Genomic DNA, 16,466 nt, shown 5'->3' on the forward strand with positions numbered 1-16,466 from the left:
CTTTACAGAAGCGGAAAGCATAATTTCGTGACACATCTCACCATGAATGAAAATGATTGCATTGAATTTCCATAAAAAGGTGATTTACATCACATTAACAAGTTATATCGTCAGGTGCTGCACAAAAGATAGACCGTTTAAGGCACTGTGAGTTGTTAACCTGGTGACTATATTTACCTTTGCGCTAACTCATTGGTACGGAGAATGCCATGACTGAAAAAACCGGTTTTGCACCTGCTGCGGCCCCGCATGCCTCAACCATCGTCTCAACGTCTGAAGAGGCCATCACGGCGGGTGAGACCTCTATTCCCTCGCAGGGAGAGAATATGCCTGCTTACCACGCCCGACCAAAATCGGCAGACGGTCCGCTGCCCATCGTAATCGTGGTCCAGGAAATTTTCGGCGTTCACGAACACATTCGCGACCTCTGCCGCCGGCTGGCGCTGGAAGGCTATCTGGCCGTTGCGCCAGAGCTCTACTTTCGCCAGGGCGATCCGAACGATTACAGCGATATTCCCACCTTGCTCAGCAACCTGGTCAGCAAAGTCCCGGATGCGCAGGTGCTGGCCGATCTCGACCACGTCGCCAGCTGGGCGGCGCGCAACGGGGGCGATCCCCATCGTCTGCTGGTCACCGGTTTCTGCTGGGGCGGACGCATCAGCTGGCTGTATGCCGCGCATAACCCGCAGCTTAAAGCCGCTGTGGCCTGGTACGGTAAACTGGTAGGTGAAAAAACACTCAATTCACCGAAACATCCCGTGGATATCGCCACGGAGCTGAATGCCCCCGTATTAGGGCTGTATGGCGGTCAGGACACCGGTATTTCGCTGGATTCGGTAGAGACCATGCGCCATGCGCTCCGTGCGGCCAATGCGAAGGCGGAGATCGTGGTGTATCCGGATGCCGGGCACGCGTTTAACGCGGATTATCGTCCGAGCTATCACGCGGAATCAGCCAAAGACGGCTGGCAGAGAATGCTGGCGTGGTTCAGCCAGTACGGCGGTAAAAAAGCGTAAAAAAAAGCCCGGTGGCGTCTACGCCTTACCGGGCCTACGCATCATCAAGCCTGACGCAAGTTTTGCGCCGCCTTCACCATGTTCGCCAGCGCGGCACGCGTCTCCGGCCAGCCGCGAGTTTTCAGGCCGCAGTCCGGGTTCACCCACAGACGCTCAGCAGGAATGCGCTGGGCCGCTTTTTTCAGCAGCGACTCAATCCACTCCACGCTCGGCACGTTCGGAGAGTGGATGTCGTACACCCCCGGACCGATTTCGTTCGGGTAATCGAACTCTTCAAACGACTCCAGCAGCTCCATGTCTGAACGCGACGTCTCGATGGTGATCACGTCAGCGTCCAGCGCGGCTATCGAATCCATGATGTCGTTAAATTCGCAGTAACACATGTGGGTGTGGATCTGCGTGTCGTCCTTCGCCACCGCGGCGTTGATGCGGAATGCCTCCACGCCCCACTTCAGGTAGGCATCCCAGTCGCTGCGGCGCAGCGGCAGACCTTCGCGCAGGGCCGGTTCGTCAATCTGGATGATGCCAATGCCTGCGGCTTCCAGATCCGCCACTTCATCACGGAGCGCCAGCGCGATTTGCTTCGCGATGGTCTCGCGGGTTACGTCCTCACGCGGGAAGGACCAGCAAAGAATGGTCACCGGACCGGTGAGCATGCCTTTTACCGGCTTGTCGGTCAGGGACTGGGCGTACTTCGCCCACTCAACCGTGATCGGCTCCGGGCGGCTGACGTCACCGATGACCACCGGCGGCTTGACGCAGCGGGAGCCATAGCTTTGCACCCAGCCGTTCTGGGTAAAGACGAACCCGTCCAGGTGTTCACCGAAGTATTCCACCATGTCGTTACGCTCGGCCTCGCCGTGCACCAGCACGTCCAGCCCCAGCCGCTCCTGCTCGATAATCGCCTGCTTGATGTGTTCGGCAATCCCGGTGCGGTAGTGATTCGCATCCAGATTCCCCTTTTTGAAGTCCAGACGCAGGCCGCGGATTTCGGTGGTCTGCGGGAAGGAACCGATAGTGGTGGTTGGCCACGCGGGCAGGTTGAAGCGGGCGCGCTGGGCTTCGGCACGCACTTCATACGGGCTCTGACGCTGGCTGTCCCGGGCGGTGATGGCCGCCAGGCGTTTTTCCACTGCCGGGTTATGCACGCGCGCCGAGTGACGACGTGCCTGGATCGGTGCACTCCATGCGTTAATCGCCTCCGTGTCGCCGCTGTTCAGCGCATCGCGCAGCAGCGCCAGCTCTTCACATTTTTGCAGGGCGAAGGCAAACCAGCTTTTCACCTCAGCATCAAGACGGGTTTCCACGCTCAAATCGATCGGGCTGTGCAGCAGGGAGCAGGACGAGGCCACCCACAGCTCACGTTTGCCGACGATGTCCTTGATCTGCGCGTATTTCTCGGTCAGATCGGCGCGCCAGACGTTACGACCGTTAATCAGGCCAGCGGAGAGCAGCCAGTCTGCTGGCAGGCGCTTGTGCAGTTCTGCGACGTCATCTTTGCCGTGCACCAGGTCAACGTGCAGACCCTGCACCGGCAGCGCGGTAATGGTATCGAGGTTCGGCGCGATGCCTTCAAAATAGGTGGTCAGCAGCAGCTTCACCTGGCCGGTGAGAGCGTCATACGCCGGTTTAAAGGCATCCAGCCACGCCTGCGGCAGCTCAAGCACCAGCGCCGGCTCGTCGATTTGCACCCACTGAATGCCGCGCTTGCCCAGCTCAATCAGCACCTGTTTGTAGACCGGCAGAATGTCCTTCAGCAGGCTCAGACGATCGAACTGCTCACCTTTGACTTTCCCCAACCACAGATAGGTCAGTGGCCCCAACAGTACGGGTTTCACCTGGTGGCCCAGCGCCAGCGCTTCGTCCACTTCATCCAGAAGCTGCGTCCAGGTCAGCCTGAACTGCTGACCTTTTACGAACTCCGGCACCATATAGTGATAGTTAGTGTTAAACCACTTGGTCATTTCCGCCGCTGCCGCTGGCTCACCCGTTGGCGCACGGCCACGGCCGATACGGAACAGGGTATCGATATCTACCGATCCATCGTTGTTCTGATGACGAGCCGGCACGTTGCCAAGCAGCAGGCTGGTCGTCAGAACATGGTCGTACCAGGCGAAATCGCCCACCGGCAGCAGGTCAATCCCCGCCTGCTTCTGCTGCGCCCAGTGCCGGGCGCGCAGCTCGCGCCCCACTGCCAGCAGTTCTTCACGGGTGGCGTTACCCGCCCAGTAGCTTTCTTGCGCTTTTTTCAGCTCGCGACGCAGGCCAACGCGAGGGAAACCGAGAGTGTGATTGCGGATTGTCATGGTATACCCCTTGTGAAATTCGTTATTTAGACGTCCAGATGTTTACACTTCTATAATTGGCAGGTACTGTATATTCCTCAAGCGCAAAATGTTCATGGCGAAGTGAAGGACTTTCATGATCGAGATAAAACACCTGAAAACGCTGCAAGCGTTGCGGAACTGCGGATCGCTCGCAGCAGCGGCGGCCACGCTGCACCAGACCCAGTCCGCCCTTTCTCACCAGTTCAGCGATCTGGAACAACGCCTCGGCTTCCGTCTTTTTGTGCGTAAGAGCCAGCCGCTGCGCTTTACGCCGCAGGGCGAAATTTTGCTTCAGCTGGCGAATCAGGTTCTGCCGCAGATCGCCAGCGCGCTGCAGGCGTGTAACGAACCGCAGCAGACCACGCTGCGTATCGCCATTGAGTGCCACAGCTGTATTCAGTGGCTGACCCCCGCGCTTGAGAACTTCCGCCAGAAGTGGCCGCAGGTGGAGATGGACTTTAAATCCGGCGTGACGTTCGACCCGCAGCCCTCGCTGCAGCAGGGCGAGCTGGATCTGGTGATGACGTCCGATATTCTGCCGCGCAGCGGCCTGCACTATTCGCCGATGTTTGATTATGAGGTGCGCCTGGTGCTGGCACCGGACCATCCGCTGGCGACCAAAACGCGCATCACGCCGGAAGACCTGGCGACGGAAACGCTGCTGATTTACCCGGTGCAGCGCAGTCGTCTGGATATCTGGCGTCACTTCCTGCAGCCCGCTGGCATTAGCCCGCAGCTGAAAAGCGTGGATAACACCTTGCTGTTGATTCAGATGGTGGCGGCCAGCATGGGTATCGCGGCGCTGCCGCACTGGGTGGTGGAGAGTTTTGAACGCCAGGGCCTGGTGGTCACCAAAACCCTGGGTGAAGGACTGTGGAGCCGGCTGTACGCCGCCGTGCGCGATGGCGAGCAGCGTCAGCCGATTACGGAGGCGTTTATTCGCTCAGCGCGGAACCACGCGTGCGACCATCTTCCGTTTGTGCGGAGCGCGGAGCGACCCAGCGTCGATGGACCCACAGCGAAGCCAGGATCACCGCTCCCCCAATAAGGAAGCTCGGCCAGTGCGGCTGTTGCTGCCAGATGGCAAGGTTGACCAGCAGCCCTGCAGGAACATGTACGTTGTTCATGATCCCGAGCGTACCGGCGTCGACCTGCGTCGCGCCGTAGTTCCACATGAAGTACCCCAACCCGGAAGCCACGACGCCCAGCCAGACCAGAACACCCCACTGTACGGTGGTGGTCGGCAGCTTTTGCGGGTTACCCAGCATAAACCACGCCGCCACCGCGACGATCGCGGCCCCCATGTAGAACCACGCAAACGCGTTATGCTGCGGCATCGGACGGGTTTCCATCAGGCGTTTGTAGCCCACCATGCCGATGGCGAAGCTGATGTTGGCGAGCTGGACGAACATCAGCCCGGTCCAGAAGTGATCGCTCACTTTGTCATAGCGAATAATTGCCGCGCCAATCACCGCCAGCGCCGCGCTCAGCAGATATCCCCAACGCAGGCGGCGCTTGCTGAGCAAATCGTAGATCAGCGTGATATAGAGCGGCGTTAGCACGGTGAACAGCAGGAATTCCGAGACGGACAGGTAGACATAAGCCCGGAAGCTGAACAGGTACATGATGCCGAGCTGCATCGCCCCCACCAGCATATACAGCACAATCGTTTTCAGCGACTGCCCGCGCGTGCGCAGAAACGGCAGGAACACCAGCGCCGCCAGCCCCACGCGCATCAGCACCGAGAAGTAGCTGTCGACCGAACCGGCAAGGTATTCGCCAATCAGGCTAAAGGAGAAGGCCCACAGGATAGTGGTGATAATGAGTAGCGCCACAATGCTTGTCTCTCAGAAAGAAGGAGAGGCATTGTAGCGAACTCTTTAGTTGACAACTGAGCAATAAACAACCGAATAAAGATTATTCAAGGAACAGCTTGCGCAGATACTTCGGTACCGCGTTGTCTGCGTTGGTGCCGATCACTTCCAGCTCCGGGTGCAAATCTTTCAGACGCTGGTGTGCGTTTTCCATAATGCAGCCCTTGCCTGCCATCGAAAGCATCTCGGCGTCGTTCATGCCGTCGCCGAAGGCGATACAGTCCTTCAGCTCAAAGCCCAGTCGTTTCGCGACGGCTTCGAGCGCGTGGCCTTTAGAGACGCCCCCGGCCATTACTTCCAGACAGGTCACGGTGGAGAAGCTCACGTTGACACGATCGCCCCAGCGGGCGTTGATCGCCTGTTCCAGCGGCAGCAGCTCTTCGTGGCTGTCGCAGGTGAAGAACACCTTGCTGATCCCCTCTGGATCCAGCAAACCCGGCTCATAAAGGGAGTAGTTGAATACCGCTTCCCTGAAGAAACGCATTTCATCCGGGCGGTGGCGATTCATGAACCATTCGTCGTCGCGGTAAACGTTAGTGACGATAGCCGGGTTGTTATGCACCACGCCGAACAGATCGGCGGCAATATCGCGATCCAGGTTGTGCGTAAAGATCAGGTTGCCGTCGGTATCATGCACGCGCGCACCGTTGGAGGTGATCATGTACGACTTGATCTCAAGGTTATCGCGGATCTGCCCCACGTCCACGTGGTGGCGGCCGGTGGCAAACACAAAGTTCACGCCACGGGCGGTCAGAAGCTTTAAGGTCTCTTTCGCGTAAGGCGACAGGGTGTGGTCGGGGGAAAGCAGTGTGCCATCTAAATCAGATGCAACAACCTGGTACATAGGGATTTCAACCTCTGGTGGAAAACAATAATCAATTATGCCTGTTGAAAAATTCAACAATGGCGTTAAGCGCGACTGAGCGCATAGCGTCCTTTTCAAAAAGGATCTCATGGAACGCGCCGTTGATGACCATCGGTTTACCCCCTTCGCAGGGGTGCCCCGCCGCAGCGCGCAGTTCACAATAGCGGTCATGCATGCGGTTATCCACCACACGCTCTTCTTCCGCCTGAATCAGAAGCGTCGGCGTGTCATCATCGCCTACGCCCGCCAGCACCTGCTCACCAGCCAGAATACCCTCCCGCACCCAGTGCCAGGTCGGGCCGCCGACGCGCAAGCGCGGTTCATCGGCATAAAAGCGCAGGTTGCGGCGATAGCGCTGCCGACTGTGGGTCAAGACGTTGATGGCGAACGGCAATGCGCGCCAGCGTCCGGTTCCGATGGCATAACCTTCACGAATGCGCTGATGGCCCTCAGCCCAGTCGAGTAGATGGCGCACCATCCAGTCAGGGAAGCGAATAACGATACCGTACATCGGCGCGGTAAGCGCAATGGCGTCGCACTGGTGCTCATACCGCTGCAAAAACAGCGTCGAAATGGCACCGCCCATGGAGTGCGCAAGGATATACCGCTTGCGCCAGGGGCCGGGCTGCAATTCCTGCTGCCAGAATGCGGCAAAATCGTCGACGTAATCGCTGAAGCGATCCACGTGCCCACGGTGCGTGTCGGGCAGCATACGCCCGGACAGCCCCTGCCCACGGTGGTCGATGATCAGCACATCAAAACCCATATGGACCAGATCGTAGGCCAGTTCGGCATATTTAACGTAGCTTTCGATACGCCCAGGGCAGACCACGATCACCCGGTCATTTTTTTCATTGCGGAAACGAACGAAGCGCACCGGGATGCCCCCGACGCCGGTAAACTCGTCTTCCTCGCGCTGCCGCCAGAAATCGGTCAGCGGCCCCATTGAGAAAGCAGCAAATGCGTTTTCTCGTGTTTCCCAGTCCTTTTTCTGCTGAAACATTGGGTTTCCACTCACGTAATCCAGGGAATATCGTTTTTTTTCGTCACTGGTCACAAAATGACTCAACAATAGCGTATTGTGGCATAAAAATAGACGGTTCGGGAGTTTCAAATGACCTTCGAGTGGTGGTTCGCCTATCTGCTGACATCCATAATCCTCAGCCTTTCACCCGGCTCTGGCGCCATTAACACCATGACCACCTCCATCAACCACGGCTATCGCGGTGCGGCGGCGTCGATTGCCGGTTTGCAGACCGGGCTGGGCATTCATATTGTGCTGGTCGGGATTGGTCTGGGGACCCTGTTCTCCCGCTCCGTGCTGGCCTTTGAAGTGCTGAAATGGGCCGGGGCGGCGTATCTGATTTGGCTCGGTATCCAACAGTGGCGCGCGGCAGGCTCCATCAACCTGAATACGCTCGCTCAGACGCAAAACCGCGGTCATCTGTTTAAGCGTGCGGTTTTCGTCAACCTGACCAACCCGAAGAGCATCGTTTTCCTCGCCGCGCTGTTCCCGCAGTTTATCGTGCCGCATCAGCCGCAGGTGATGCAGTACGTAGTGCTGGGCGCGACCACCATTATCGTCGATATTATCGTCATGATTGGTTACGCGACGCTGGCGCAGCGGATTGCGGCGTGGATTAAAGGGCCTAAGCAGATGAAGGCCCTGAATAAAGTCTTTGGTTCGCTGTTTATGCTGGTTGGCGCGCTGCTTGCGTCAGCGCGTCATGCTTAGCGAGAAATGATGAGATGAATGCCGAAGCCGGCGAACAGCGCGCCGGCGAAGCCGTCGATCCACTTCGCAATACGCTGGTAGCCGCGGCGCATCGCCGGTAAGGCGAACAGACTGGCCACGATGGTAAACCAGGCAAAGGTTTCAACGACGATCAGCAGGAAGATGCCCCAGCGTGCGCCCGCACCGACGCTATCACCCACAAACAGCGAGAACACGGAGCCGAAATAGATAATCGCTTTCGGGTTCGCCAGGTTGGTCAGCAGCCCTTTTACAAAGCTGCGGCCGCCCGTTGCCAGCTCGACCTTTGGCTCTTCCGGTTTTTTCTCTTCTTTTTTCAGCGCCCCGCGCAGCATCTGGTAGCCCATCCAGCACAGGTACAGCCCGCCGCCGACCATAATGATGTTATGCAGCCAGGCCATCTTCGCCAGGATCAGGTTCAGACCGAGCAGCGCAACCGCCGCCCAGACCATAACGCCCATGGTGATACCGAGCACACCCATCATCGCCTCCTTGCGGGAGCGGCTGACGGCCGTTTGCGACACGAAGAAAAAGTCAGGTCCCGGGCTCATCAGCGCAACGATGTGCACTAACGCCACGGTGAGAAATAGCATTAACATAATTAGCTCGCGGGGAAATAATTCAGTGAGTCATCATCCTGGCACTTTTTCGCCCGGCTGACTACTCCTCATCATCACCATCAACGTGGGAACGGATGAGCGCCATAAACTCTTTACCGAAGCGCTCCAGCTTGCGCGTGCCGACGCCGTTGACGCTGAGCATTTCGCTGGCGCTAAGCGGCATCTGCTCGGCCATCTCGATCAGCGTCGCGTCGTTGAATACCACGTACGGCGGGATGTTTTCTTCGTCGGCAATGGCCTTACGCAGCTTGCGCAGTTTGGCGAACAGCTTGCGGTCGTAGTTGCCGCCGTAGGATTTCTGCATCACGCGCGGCTTGAGGGCGACCACGCGCGGCACGGCGAGCTTGAGTTCAACATCACCGCGCAGCACCGGACGCGCCGCTTCGGTCAGCTGTAGCGCGGAGTGCTGAGCAATGTTCTGCGTGGCAAAGCCGAGGTGAATCAGTTGGCGAATAATGCTGACCCAGTGCTCGTGGCTCTGGTCCTTGCCAATACCGTAGACAGGCAGCTTGTCGTGGCCCATGTCGCGGATACGCTGGTTGTTGGCACCGCGCAGCACTTCCACCACGTAGCCCATCCCGAAGCGCTGGTTCACGCGGTAAATGGTCGAGAGCGCCTTACGCGCGTCCATCAGGCCATCGTACTGTTTTGGGGGATCCAGGCAGATATCGCAGTTACCGCACGGCTCCTGCCGCCCTTCACCAAAGTAGTTGAGCAGCACCAGACGACGGCAGGTTTGCGCTTCGGCAAACGCGCCCATCGCGTTGAGCTTGTGGCGCTCGATATCCTGCAGTTGGCCCTGCGGCTTCTCTTCCAGACAGCGACGCAGCCACGCCATATCGGCCGGATCGTAAAACAGCATCGCTTCTGCAGGCAGACCGTCACGCCCGGCGCGACCGGTTTCCTGATAGTAGGATTCGATATTGCGCGGAATGTCGAAGTGCACCACAAAGCGCACGTTGGGCTTGTTGATCCCCATCCCGAACGCCACCGTCGCGACGACGATTTGCAGGTCGTCGCGCTGGAATTTTTCCTGCACGTCGGCGCGGATGTGGTTCTCTAACCCGGCATGGTATGCCGCCGCGCTAAAGCCGCGATTTTGCAGACGCGCAGCGGTGTCTTCCACCTTTGCGCGGCTATTGCAGTAGATGATGCCGGACTTGCCGCGCTGCTCCTGGACGTAGCGCAGGAGCTGATCCAGCGGCTTGAATTTTTCCATCAGCATGTAGCGGATGTTCGGACGGTCGAAGCTGCTGACCTGAATATACGGGTCGTTCAGCCCCAGCAGGCGAACGATATCCAGGCGCGTGGTGTCATCCGCCGTGGCGGTAAGCGCCATAAACGGCAGCTCGGGGAAGCGCTGACGCAGCTGGCCGAGGGCGGCGTATTCCGGGCGGAAATCGTGTCCCCACTGGGAGATACAGTGCGCTTCATCCACCGCCAGCAGAACCGGATTCCAGTGCGCGAGATGGTCGAGGAAGTTATCCAGCATCAGGCGTTCCGGCGCGATATACAGCAGGCGGATCTGCCCGGTGCGGCACCCGGCCATCACCTCTTGCTGCTGCTCCCGGGTTTGCGTCGAGTTCAGACAGGCCGCCGCGACGCCGTTGGCGAGCAGCTGGTCAACCTGGTCTTTCATTAGCGAAATGAGCGGGGATACCACGACCGTCAGGCCGTTAAGCACCAGCGCGGGCACCTGATAACAGAGGGACTTACCGCCGCCGGTCGGCATCACCACCAGACAGTCACGGCCTTGCAGCACCGTTTCAATGATGGTTTCCTGGCCAGGGCGGAACTGCTGGTAGCCAAAGGTTTCATGCAAAACCTGTTTAGCCAGCGACTCCTGATTCAATACTTCCGCCTGCGCCACATTAACCCCATATGCGAAAAATAAAACAGGCGCTATTTTCAGCGCCTGAGAGAGAAACTTCAACGTTTAACGCAAAAACATTCGAGCAACCTAGAGAATATCGTTCAGCATCACGCCCACGCCGACGCGGGTCTGGTTGAAGTTGTAATCGATAAGCGACTCGCCGTAACCGCTGTAGACCTGCGTATAGATGCGAACGTGCTTCGTCATAGGATAGCTTAAGCCCACTTCCGCGCCGCCGTAACCGGTATTCCAGTTATACTGCCCCTTCGCGCTCAGTACGGCATCGCCCAGCTGATAGCCGACTTTGAGCTGGTAGTAGCCCATGTATTTGGTGATGTCCGGGTTGTCATCAGTGCTGCCGACCACATACCACGGCTTCACCTCCACCATCCAGTTACCGTTCTGCGCCATCAGGCGCGTATAGGCGCGGTTCCAGCTACGGGAAGTCGGATCGGAACGGCCGTTAGAATCATGGTTAAAGCCCACTTCGACGTCACGCAGCGTCCAGCCGGCGAATTCATAATCCGTTGCGAACCCGAGGAACAGCTGCGGCTCGTAGTTGGTTTCGCGGAACGGCGAGGATTCCCCGCTGTTAGAGAGCTGCCACCAGGACTTCTGCGTGTAAGACGCACCGAGCACCGAGTTCGGCCCCAGAATGCCGCGCCAGAACGGGAACGCGAGGCTGAGCTGGAACTTCACCTCATCTTTACGCGCATTATCAGACCAGTTATAGGAGCTTATCGCCTCTTTGTTGAGGTCGCTGGTCTGGGTGTAAATCACGTAGTTGGTGTCGTACGGATAGAGCGTGAACGGATTGTCATGCTCCTGAAGAAGGTTCGCGATAATGCTACCGTGCACGGCAGGCTTATCATGCACCTCTTTAATTGTCGCTTCCTGCGCATAGGCTGTGAGGGGCAGCGAAATCGCCGCCAGTAACCAGGCCAGATACGTCCGCATCGGTGGTGTTCTCCTGCAAAAGAGTAAAATTACCTGAATAGTTATGTGGCGAACATTCTACAGACTTCTGAGACAACTGCTGCATCCTCGTTTCTGAAAGTAGCATTCCTTGTTGCTGAGGCATAAAATCAACATTTCGTTAACAATAAGGATGTGATGCCTCATGTCAGCCATGCTTACCGCCGAAGAAGTGTTAAAACTCGTGGGCGAGATATTTGTTTACCATATGCCGTTTAACCGCGCGCTGGGACTGGAGCTGGAGCGTTACGAGAAAGACTTTGCCCAGCTGAGTTTCAATAACCAGCCGATGATGGTCGGGAACTGGGCGCAAAGTATTTTACACGGCGGCGTGATTGCCTCCGCGCTGGACGTGGCGGCAGGACTGGTCTGCGTGGGCAGTACGCTGACGCGCCATGACACCATCAACGAAGACGAACTTCGCCAGCGTCTGGCGCGCATGGGAACCATTGATTTGCGTGTCGACTATCTTCGCCCGGGGCGCGGAAACCGCTTCACCTGTACCAGCAGCCTGCTGCGCGCCGGGAATAAAGTTGCCGTGGCGCGCGTGGAATTACACAACGAAGAACAGGTTTATATCGCCAGCGCAACCGCCACTTATATGGTGGGTTGAGGCGGCAAAATCGGGTAAAATTGATTCACTTTTTTGTAACGGATTTTCCCGATGGATGCTAAACAGACGCGGCAGGGCGTTTTACTCGCCCTTGCCGCTTATTTTATTTGGGGTATCGCCCCGGCGTACTTCAAGCTAATCGCCTACGTTCCGGCTGATGAGATCCTCACTCACCGCGTCATATGGTCGTTCTTCTTTATGATTGCGCTGATGAGCCTCAGCCGTCAGTGGTCGGGCGTCAAAACGCTGCTGCAAACCCCGAAGAAGATCTTCCTGCTGGCGCTCTCTGCCGTGCTGATTGGCGGTAACTGGCTGCTGTTTATCTGGGCAGTGAATAACCATCACATGCTTGAAGCGAGCCTGGGGTACTTCATTAACCCGCTGGTGAACATCGTGCTGGGGATGATTTTCCTCGGTGAGCGCTTCCGCCGGATGCAGTGGGTGGCGGTGATTCTGGCCTTCTGCGGCGTGCTGGTGCAGCTGTGGACGTTCGGCTCGCTGCCAATTATCGCCCTTGGTCTGGCGTTCAGCTTTGCCTTCTACGGCCTGGTGCGTAAGAAGATTGCGGTGGAAGCGCAGACGGGGATGCTGTTTGAAACCCTGTGGCTGCTGCCGGTGGCGGCGATTTATCTCTTCGGCATCGCCGACAGCCCAACCAGCCACATGGGCAGCAATCCGTGGTCGCTGAACCTGATGCTGATGGCGGCGGGCGTGGTAACTACCATTCCACTGCTGTGCTTCACCGGTGCAGCGACGCGCCTGCGTCTCTCCACGCTGGGCTTCTTCCAGTACATTGGCCCGACGCTGATGTTCCTGCTGGCAGTGGTGTTTTACGGCGAAGTGCCGGGTGCGGATAAGATGGTGACGTTCGCCTTTATCTGGGTGGCATTGGCGATCTTTGTTGCGGATGCGATTTATACCCAGCGCAGGGGGCGCAAAGGGCTGTAGGCCTTTTTGCCGGATGGCGGCTGCGCCTTATCCGGCCTACAAGATCTGCAGGCCCGGTAAGCGTAGCGCCACCGGGCGGATTCTCAAAGCCAGTTACGACGCTTAAAGTACAGATACGGCGCCAGGCCCGCGAGGATCATAAAGATAATCGCCCCCGGGTAGCCAAAGCTCCACTTCAGCTCCGGCATAAACTCGAAGTTCATCCCGTAGCTGGACGCCACCAGCGTCGGCGGCAGGAACACCACGGACACCACCGAGAAGATCTTGATGATGCGGTTCTGCTCGATGTTGATAAAGCCCATCGCCGCCTGCATCAGGAAGTTGACCTTCTGGAACAGGGATTCGTTGTGCGGCAGCAGGGATTCGATATCGCGCAGGATCTCACGCGCCTGCTCCAGCTGACCGCCCGGCAGACGCGCCTTGCGCACCAGGAAGTTCAGCGCGCGCTGGGTATCCATCAGACACAAGCGCACCTTCCAGCCGATATCTTCCAGCTCCGCCAGCGTTGAGAGCGCTTCGTCGTACTCATCGCCCTGATGGCCTTCCATGATCACGCGGCTCAGCTTTTCCAGATCGCTGTAGATGTTTTCAATTTCATCCGCCAGCTGTTCAATTTTGGTCTCGAACAGATCGAGCAGCAGCTCATAGGCGTTGCCGTCCACCATCGCCTGGCTGCGGGCGCGCATGCGGTAGAGGCGGAATGCCGGTAGCTCACGCTCGCGCAGGGTAAACAGGCGGCCGTCGCGAATGGTAAATGCCACAGTGGAGTTGCCCGCGTGGTCTTCGGCATCTTCGAAGAAGAAGAAGGAGTGAATGTGCAGGCCGTCTTCGTCTTCAAAAAAACGGGCGGATGCTTCGATGTCTTCCAGTTCCGGGCGCGTTGCCAGGCTTTGCCCCAGCTCAGATTGTACGCGAAGGCGCTCATCGTCGTCCGGCTCGACCAGATCCACCCATACGGCATCAATGAGGGGCTGTGACTCTTCGGCTTCAAGCCGAGTCAGTCGGTTATTTTCGAGTTGAAATGCGCTCAACATGACCGGGACTCCCAATGCAAAAAATATCGGACAGTTCGGTGGGCACACAGAAACAAATTGGGTTTCAGACCATTAAACAGCCTGACTCAGCGCGACGGGAGTAATGTAGTCGCTGACAACCACTAAGGCCATCAGCAAGAGGAGATAGCCTTAGGAGTTGTTCCTGGATGACAGGGAATTGAGCCAGTATCTACTGGGTGTGTCCAAGGCGAATGTCCTCTTAGCGTAATCGTGCGCGCATGTTACGCCAGCTATAACTGTGGCGTCAACACGCAACGAAACGCTGAAGGGCATTAATTGACCTTCAACGTATAAGGCTAGCAGATTATTACAAAATAATGATATTTTTCTGAACGTTAGACTGTTTCCAGCTTCGCGTAGGCGGCCACCAGCCATTTGATCCCCTGCCCCTGGAACGCCACCTGCAGGCGGCTGTGCTCGCCGCTGCCTTCCAGATTCACAATGGTGCCTTCGCCAAACTTCGAATGGCGCACGCGCTGGCCCAGCTTGTAGCCGGTGTCGGTTTCCGCTATCGGCGAGCCCATGCGCTGATGGCTGACCGGACGGCTGATGCTCGCCCGCAGACGTACCTCTTCGACACACTCTTCCGGCAGTTCACCGATAAAGCGCGACGGACGGTGGTAGACCTCTTTACCATAGAGACGTCGGGTTTCAGCGTAGGTCAGCGTCAGCTTCTGCATCGCTCGCGTCACGCCCACGTAGGCCAGACGGCGTTCCTCTTCCAGACGTCCGCCTTCATCCAGCGACATCTGGCTCGGGAACATCCCCTCTTCCATGCCAACGATGAATACCTGCGGGAACTCCAGACCTTTGGCGGAGTGCAGGGTCATAAGCTGAACCGCATCCTGCCAGGTGTCCGCCTGCCCTTCCCCCGCTTCCAGCGCGGCGTGGGAGAGGAACGCCTGCAGCGGCATCAGGTCTTCGTCTTCTTCGTTGTAGCTGAACTGGCGCGTTGCCGTGACCAGTTCCTCTAAGTTCTCAATACGGGTCTGGCCCTTCTCGCCTTTTTCCTGCTCGTACATGGTGCGCAGGCCGGAGTCTTTAATCACCCGGTCGGTCTGCACGTGCATCGGCATGTCGGCGGTTTCCTGCGCCAGGGCGTCAATCAGCTCAAGGAAGCGCTGCAGGGCGCTGGCCGCGCGTCCGGCAAGGGCCTTTTCCTGCAGCAGCTCGCGGCACGCCTGCCACAGCGTCAGCTGACGGTCGCGCGAGGCCTGACGCACCACGTCCAGCGTACGGTCGCCAATCCCGCGGGTCGGCGTGTTGACCACGCGTTCAAACGCCGCGTCGTCGTTACGGTTGGCAATCAGACGCAGATACGAGAGCGCATCTTTGATTTCCTGACGTTCGAAGAAGCGCATACCGCCGTAAATGCGGTACGGCATCCCCACCTGCAGCAGCGCCTCTTCCAGCACGCGCGACTGGGCGTTGCTGCGATAGAGAATGGCGCACTGCTCCAGCGCGCCGCCGTTGTCCTGCCAGGTTTTGATGCGGTTGACCACGAAGCGCGCTTCGTCGAGCTCGTTGAAGGCGCAGTAAATCGAAATCGGTTCGCCGTCGACGCCGTCGGTCCACAGCTTTTTACCCAGACGCCCGTTGTTATTCTCAATCAGGGCGTTGGCCGCGCTCAGAATGTTGCTGGTTGAGCGGTAGTTCTGCTCCAGACGGATGGTTTGCGCGCCGGGGAAATCGTTGAGGAAGCGCTGGATGTTCTCCACCTGCGCCCCGCGCCAGCCGTAGATCGACTGGTCATCATCGCCCACGATCATCACCTTGCCGGTATCACCGGCCAGCAGGCGGATCCATGCATACTGGATGTTGTTGGTATCCTGGAATTCGTCCACCAGAATGTTGGTGAAGCGTTCACGGTAGTGCTGCAGGATGTGCGGCTTGTTGAGCCACAGCTCGTGAGCGCGCAGCAGCAGCTCGGCAAAATCCACCAGACCGGCGCGATCGCACGCTTCCTGATAGGCCTTGTAGACGTTCTGCCAGGTCTGCTCGACCGGGTTGCCGAAGCTCTGAATATGGTGCGGGCGCAGCCCCTCGTCTTTCTGACCGTTGATGTACCACATCGCCTGACGCGGCGGCCACTGCTTCTCGTCGAGGTTCATCGCCTTGATCAGGCGCTTCAGCAGACGGAGCTGGTCTTCGCTGTCGAGGATCTGGAAATCCTGCGGCAGGTTGGCGTCCATGTGGTGCGCACGCAGCAGGCGGTGCGCCAGACCGTGGAAGGTGCCAACCCACATGCCGCCCTGGCTGGTGCCCATCAGCTGCGCGATGCGGTGGCGCATCTCCGCCGCCGCCTTGTTGGTGAACGTGACCGCCATGATGGAGTACGGCGAGCAGTTTTCCACGCTCTGCAGCCAGGCGATATGGTGAACCAGCACGCGCGTCTTACCACTGCCCGCTCCAGCCAGCACCAGCAGGTTGGTGCGCGAGGCGGCAACCGCGTCACGCTGTTTGTCATTAAGGCTGTCGAGCAGGTAAGAAACGTCCATTGGCACCGTCACATAGTATTCAGGAACAGAGCAAAACGCCCGGTGGCGC

At 58.1% G+C, this 16,466-nt stretch carries 15 protein-coding genes; 5 read left to right on the forward strand and 10 right to left on the reverse strand.

All coding sequences use genetic code 11. The features are described 5' to 3' along the window. Positions 1-209 precede the first annotated feature (209 nt). Positions 210-1,016, forward strand: a complete 807-nt coding sequence (locus C6A40_RS20790) for a dienelactone hydrolase family protein (RefSeq protein WP_021242857.1) — start codon at positions 210-212, stop codon at positions 1,014-1,016. A gap of 44 nt (positions 1,017-1,060) precedes the next feature. Here the strand turns inward: C6A40_RS20790 and metE are convergent, their stop codons facing one another. Next, positions 1,061-3,322 carry a 5-methyltetrahydropteroyltriglutamate--homocysteine S-methyltransferase gene (metE, locus tag C6A40_RS20795; protein WP_045336942.1) on the reverse strand — a complete coding sequence of 754 codons (2,262 nt, stop codon included), beginning with the start codon at positions 3,320-3,322 and terminating at the stop codon, positions 1,061-1,063. A gap of 115 nt (positions 3,323-3,437) precedes the next feature. Here metE and metR point away from each other — a divergent pair, with 115 nt between their 5' ends. After that, positions 3,438-4,391: an HTH-type transcriptional regulator MetR gene (metR, locus tag C6A40_RS20800; RefSeq protein WP_008501529.1), complete on the forward strand. Its 954-nt coding sequence runs from the start codon at positions 3,438-3,440 to the stop codon at positions 4,389-4,391. On the opposite strand, the gene C6A40_RS20805 is transcribed toward metR, so the two are convergent. The 3 genes from C6A40_RS20805 to pldB all read right to left on the reverse strand — a co-directional run bounded on the left by C6A40_RS20805 (position 4,279) and on the right by pldB (position 7,085). Beyond that, complete coding sequence (locus C6A40_RS20805) at positions 4,279-5,178, reverse strand: carboxylate/amino acid/amine transporter (RefSeq protein WP_008501530.1); 900 nt, start codon at positions 5,176-5,178, stop codon at positions 4,279-4,281. The genes metR and C6A40_RS20805 overlap by 113 nt on opposite strands. Positions 5,179-5,260: 82 nt before the next feature. After that, positions 5,261-6,061, reverse strand: a complete 801-nt coding sequence (gene yigL, locus C6A40_RS20810) for a sugar/pyridoxal phosphate phosphatase YigL (RefSeq protein WP_045336944.1) — start codon at positions 6,059-6,061, stop codon at positions 5,261-5,263. Between the two features lie 31 nt (positions 6,062-6,092). Continuing rightward, positions 6,093-7,085, reverse strand: a complete 993-nt coding sequence (gene pldB / locus C6A40_RS20815; RefSeq protein WP_045336946.1) for a lysophospholipase L2 — start codon at positions 7,083-7,085, stop codon at positions 6,093-6,095. 111 nt (positions 7,086-7,196) lie between these two features. Here pldB and rhtB point away from each other — a divergent pair, with 111 nt between their 5' ends. Continuing rightward, positions 7,197-7,817, forward strand: coding sequence for a homoserine/homoserine lactone efflux protein (gene rhtB, locus C6A40_RS20820; RefSeq protein ID WP_008501533.1), 621 nt, complete (start codon positions 7,197-7,199; stop codon positions 7,815-7,817). Here rhtB and rhtC read toward each other — a convergent pair. The 3 genes from rhtC to pldA form a co-directional block, all read right to left on the reverse strand. Continuing rightward, positions 7,814-8,434 (reverse strand): threonine export protein RhtC, encoded by a 621-nt coding sequence (gene rhtC, locus C6A40_RS20825; RefSeq protein ID WP_010426287.1) that lies wholly within the window; start codon positions 8,432-8,434, stop codon positions 7,814-7,816. The two genes, rhtB and rhtC, sit on opposite strands and share 4 nt — an antisense overlap. Positions 8,435-8,495: 61 nt before the next feature. Further along, positions 8,496-10,325 carry an ATP-dependent DNA helicase RecQ gene (gene recQ / locus C6A40_RS20830; RefSeq protein WP_021242852.1) on the reverse strand — a complete coding sequence of 610 codons (1,830 nt, stop codon included), beginning with the start codon at positions 10,323-10,325 and terminating at the stop codon, positions 8,496-8,498. A gap of 90 nt (positions 10,326-10,415) precedes the next feature. Next, positions 10,416-11,285, reverse strand: coding sequence for a phospholipase A (gene pldA / locus C6A40_RS20835; protein WP_008501537.1), 870 nt, complete (start codon positions 11,283-11,285; stop codon positions 10,416-10,418). A gap of 163 nt (positions 11,286-11,448) precedes the next feature. Between pldA and yigI the strand changes: the two genes are divergently transcribed. After that, positions 11,449-11,916, forward strand: coding sequence for an acyl-CoA thioesterase YigI (gene yigI / locus C6A40_RS20840; RefSeq protein WP_008501538.1), 468 nt, complete (start codon positions 11,449-11,451; stop codon positions 11,914-11,916). 51 nt (positions 11,917-11,967) lie between these two features. Then, the gene (gene rarD, locus C6A40_RS20845) at positions 11,968-12,864 is read left to right on the forward strand and encodes an EamA family transporter RarD (RefSeq protein WP_008501539.1); all 897 of its coding nucleotides are present in this window, start codon (positions 11,968-11,970) and stop codon (positions 12,862-12,864) included. An 83-nt stretch (positions 12,865-12,947) separates the two neighbouring features. Here the strand turns inward: rarD and corA are convergent, their stop codons facing one another. From corA to uvrD, 3 genes are all read right to left on the reverse strand, one after another. Continuing rightward, positions 12,948-13,898, reverse strand: coding sequence for a magnesium/cobalt transporter CorA (corA, locus tag C6A40_RS20850; RefSeq protein ID WP_008501540.1), 951 nt, complete (start codon positions 13,896-13,898; stop codon positions 12,948-12,950). Positions 13,899-14,048: 150 nt separating this feature from the next. Then, positions 14,049-14,105 (reverse strand): YsgD/CorL family protein, encoded by a 57-nt coding sequence (gene ysgD / locus C6A40_RS25330; RefSeq protein WP_212743980.1) that lies wholly within the window; start codon positions 14,103-14,105, stop codon positions 14,049-14,051. Between the two features lie 149 nt (positions 14,106-14,254). Further along, on the reverse strand, positions 14,255-16,417 hold the full coding sequence (gene uvrD / locus C6A40_RS20860; protein ID WP_114191389.1) for a DNA helicase II: 2,163 nt from the start codon (positions 16,415-16,417) through the stop codon (positions 14,255-14,257). Between the last annotated feature and the right edge of the window lie 49 nt (positions 16,418-16,466).

The sequence above is a fragment of the Enterobacter sp. GER_MD16_1505_Eko_090 genome (genome assembly GCF_003331015.1).
Classification (GTDB): Bacteria; Pseudomonadota; Gammaproteobacteria; order Enterobacterales; family Enterobacteriaceae; genus Enterobacter; species Enterobacter roggenkampii.

Bases quoted from the DNA above. Each gene is read 5' to 3' on its own strand.
- metE (WP_045336942.1), bottom strand. From the start codon at position 3,322: ATGACAATCCGCAATCACACTCTCGGTTTCCCTCGCGTTGGCCTGCGT.
- metR (WP_008501529.1), top strand. From the start codon at position 3,438: ATGATCGAGATAAAACACCTGAAAACGCTGCAAGCGTTGCGGAACTGC.
- rhtC (WP_010426287.1), bottom strand. From the start codon at position 8,434: ATGTTAATGCTATTTCTCACCGTGGCGTTAGTGCACATCGTTGCGCTG.
- corA (WP_008501540.1), bottom strand. From the start codon at position 13,898: ATGTTGAGCGCATTTCAACTCGAAAATAACCGACTGACTCGGCTTGAA.
- yigL (WP_045336944.1), bottom strand. From the start codon at position 6,061: ATGTACCAGGTTGTTGCATCTGATTTAGATGGCACACTGCTTTCCCCC.
- pldB (WP_045336946.1), bottom strand. From the start codon at position 7,085: ATGTTTCAGCAGAAAAAGGACTGGGAAACACGAGAAAACGCATTTGCT.
- rarD (WP_008501539.1), top strand. From the start codon at position 11,968: ATGGATGCTAAACAGACGCGGCAGGGCGTTTTACTCGCCCTTGCCGCT.
- yigI (WP_008501538.1), top strand. From the start codon at position 11,449: ATGTCAGCCATGCTTACCGCCGAAGAAGTGTTAAAACTCGTGGGCGAG.
- uvrD (WP_114191389.1), bottom strand. From the start codon at position 16,417: ATGGACGTTTCTTACCTGCTCGACAGCCTTAATGACAAACAGCGTGAC.
- pldA (WP_008501537.1), bottom strand. From the start codon at position 11,285: ATGCGGACGTATCTGGCCTGGTTACTGGCGGCGATTTCGCTGCCCCTC.
- C6A40_RS20790 (WP_021242857.1), top strand. From the start codon at position 210: ATGACTGAAAAAACCGGTTTTGCACCTGCTGCGGCCCCGCATGCCTCA.
- rhtB (WP_008501533.1), top strand. From the start codon at position 7,197: ATGACCTTCGAGTGGTGGTTCGCCTATCTGCTGACATCCATAATCCTC.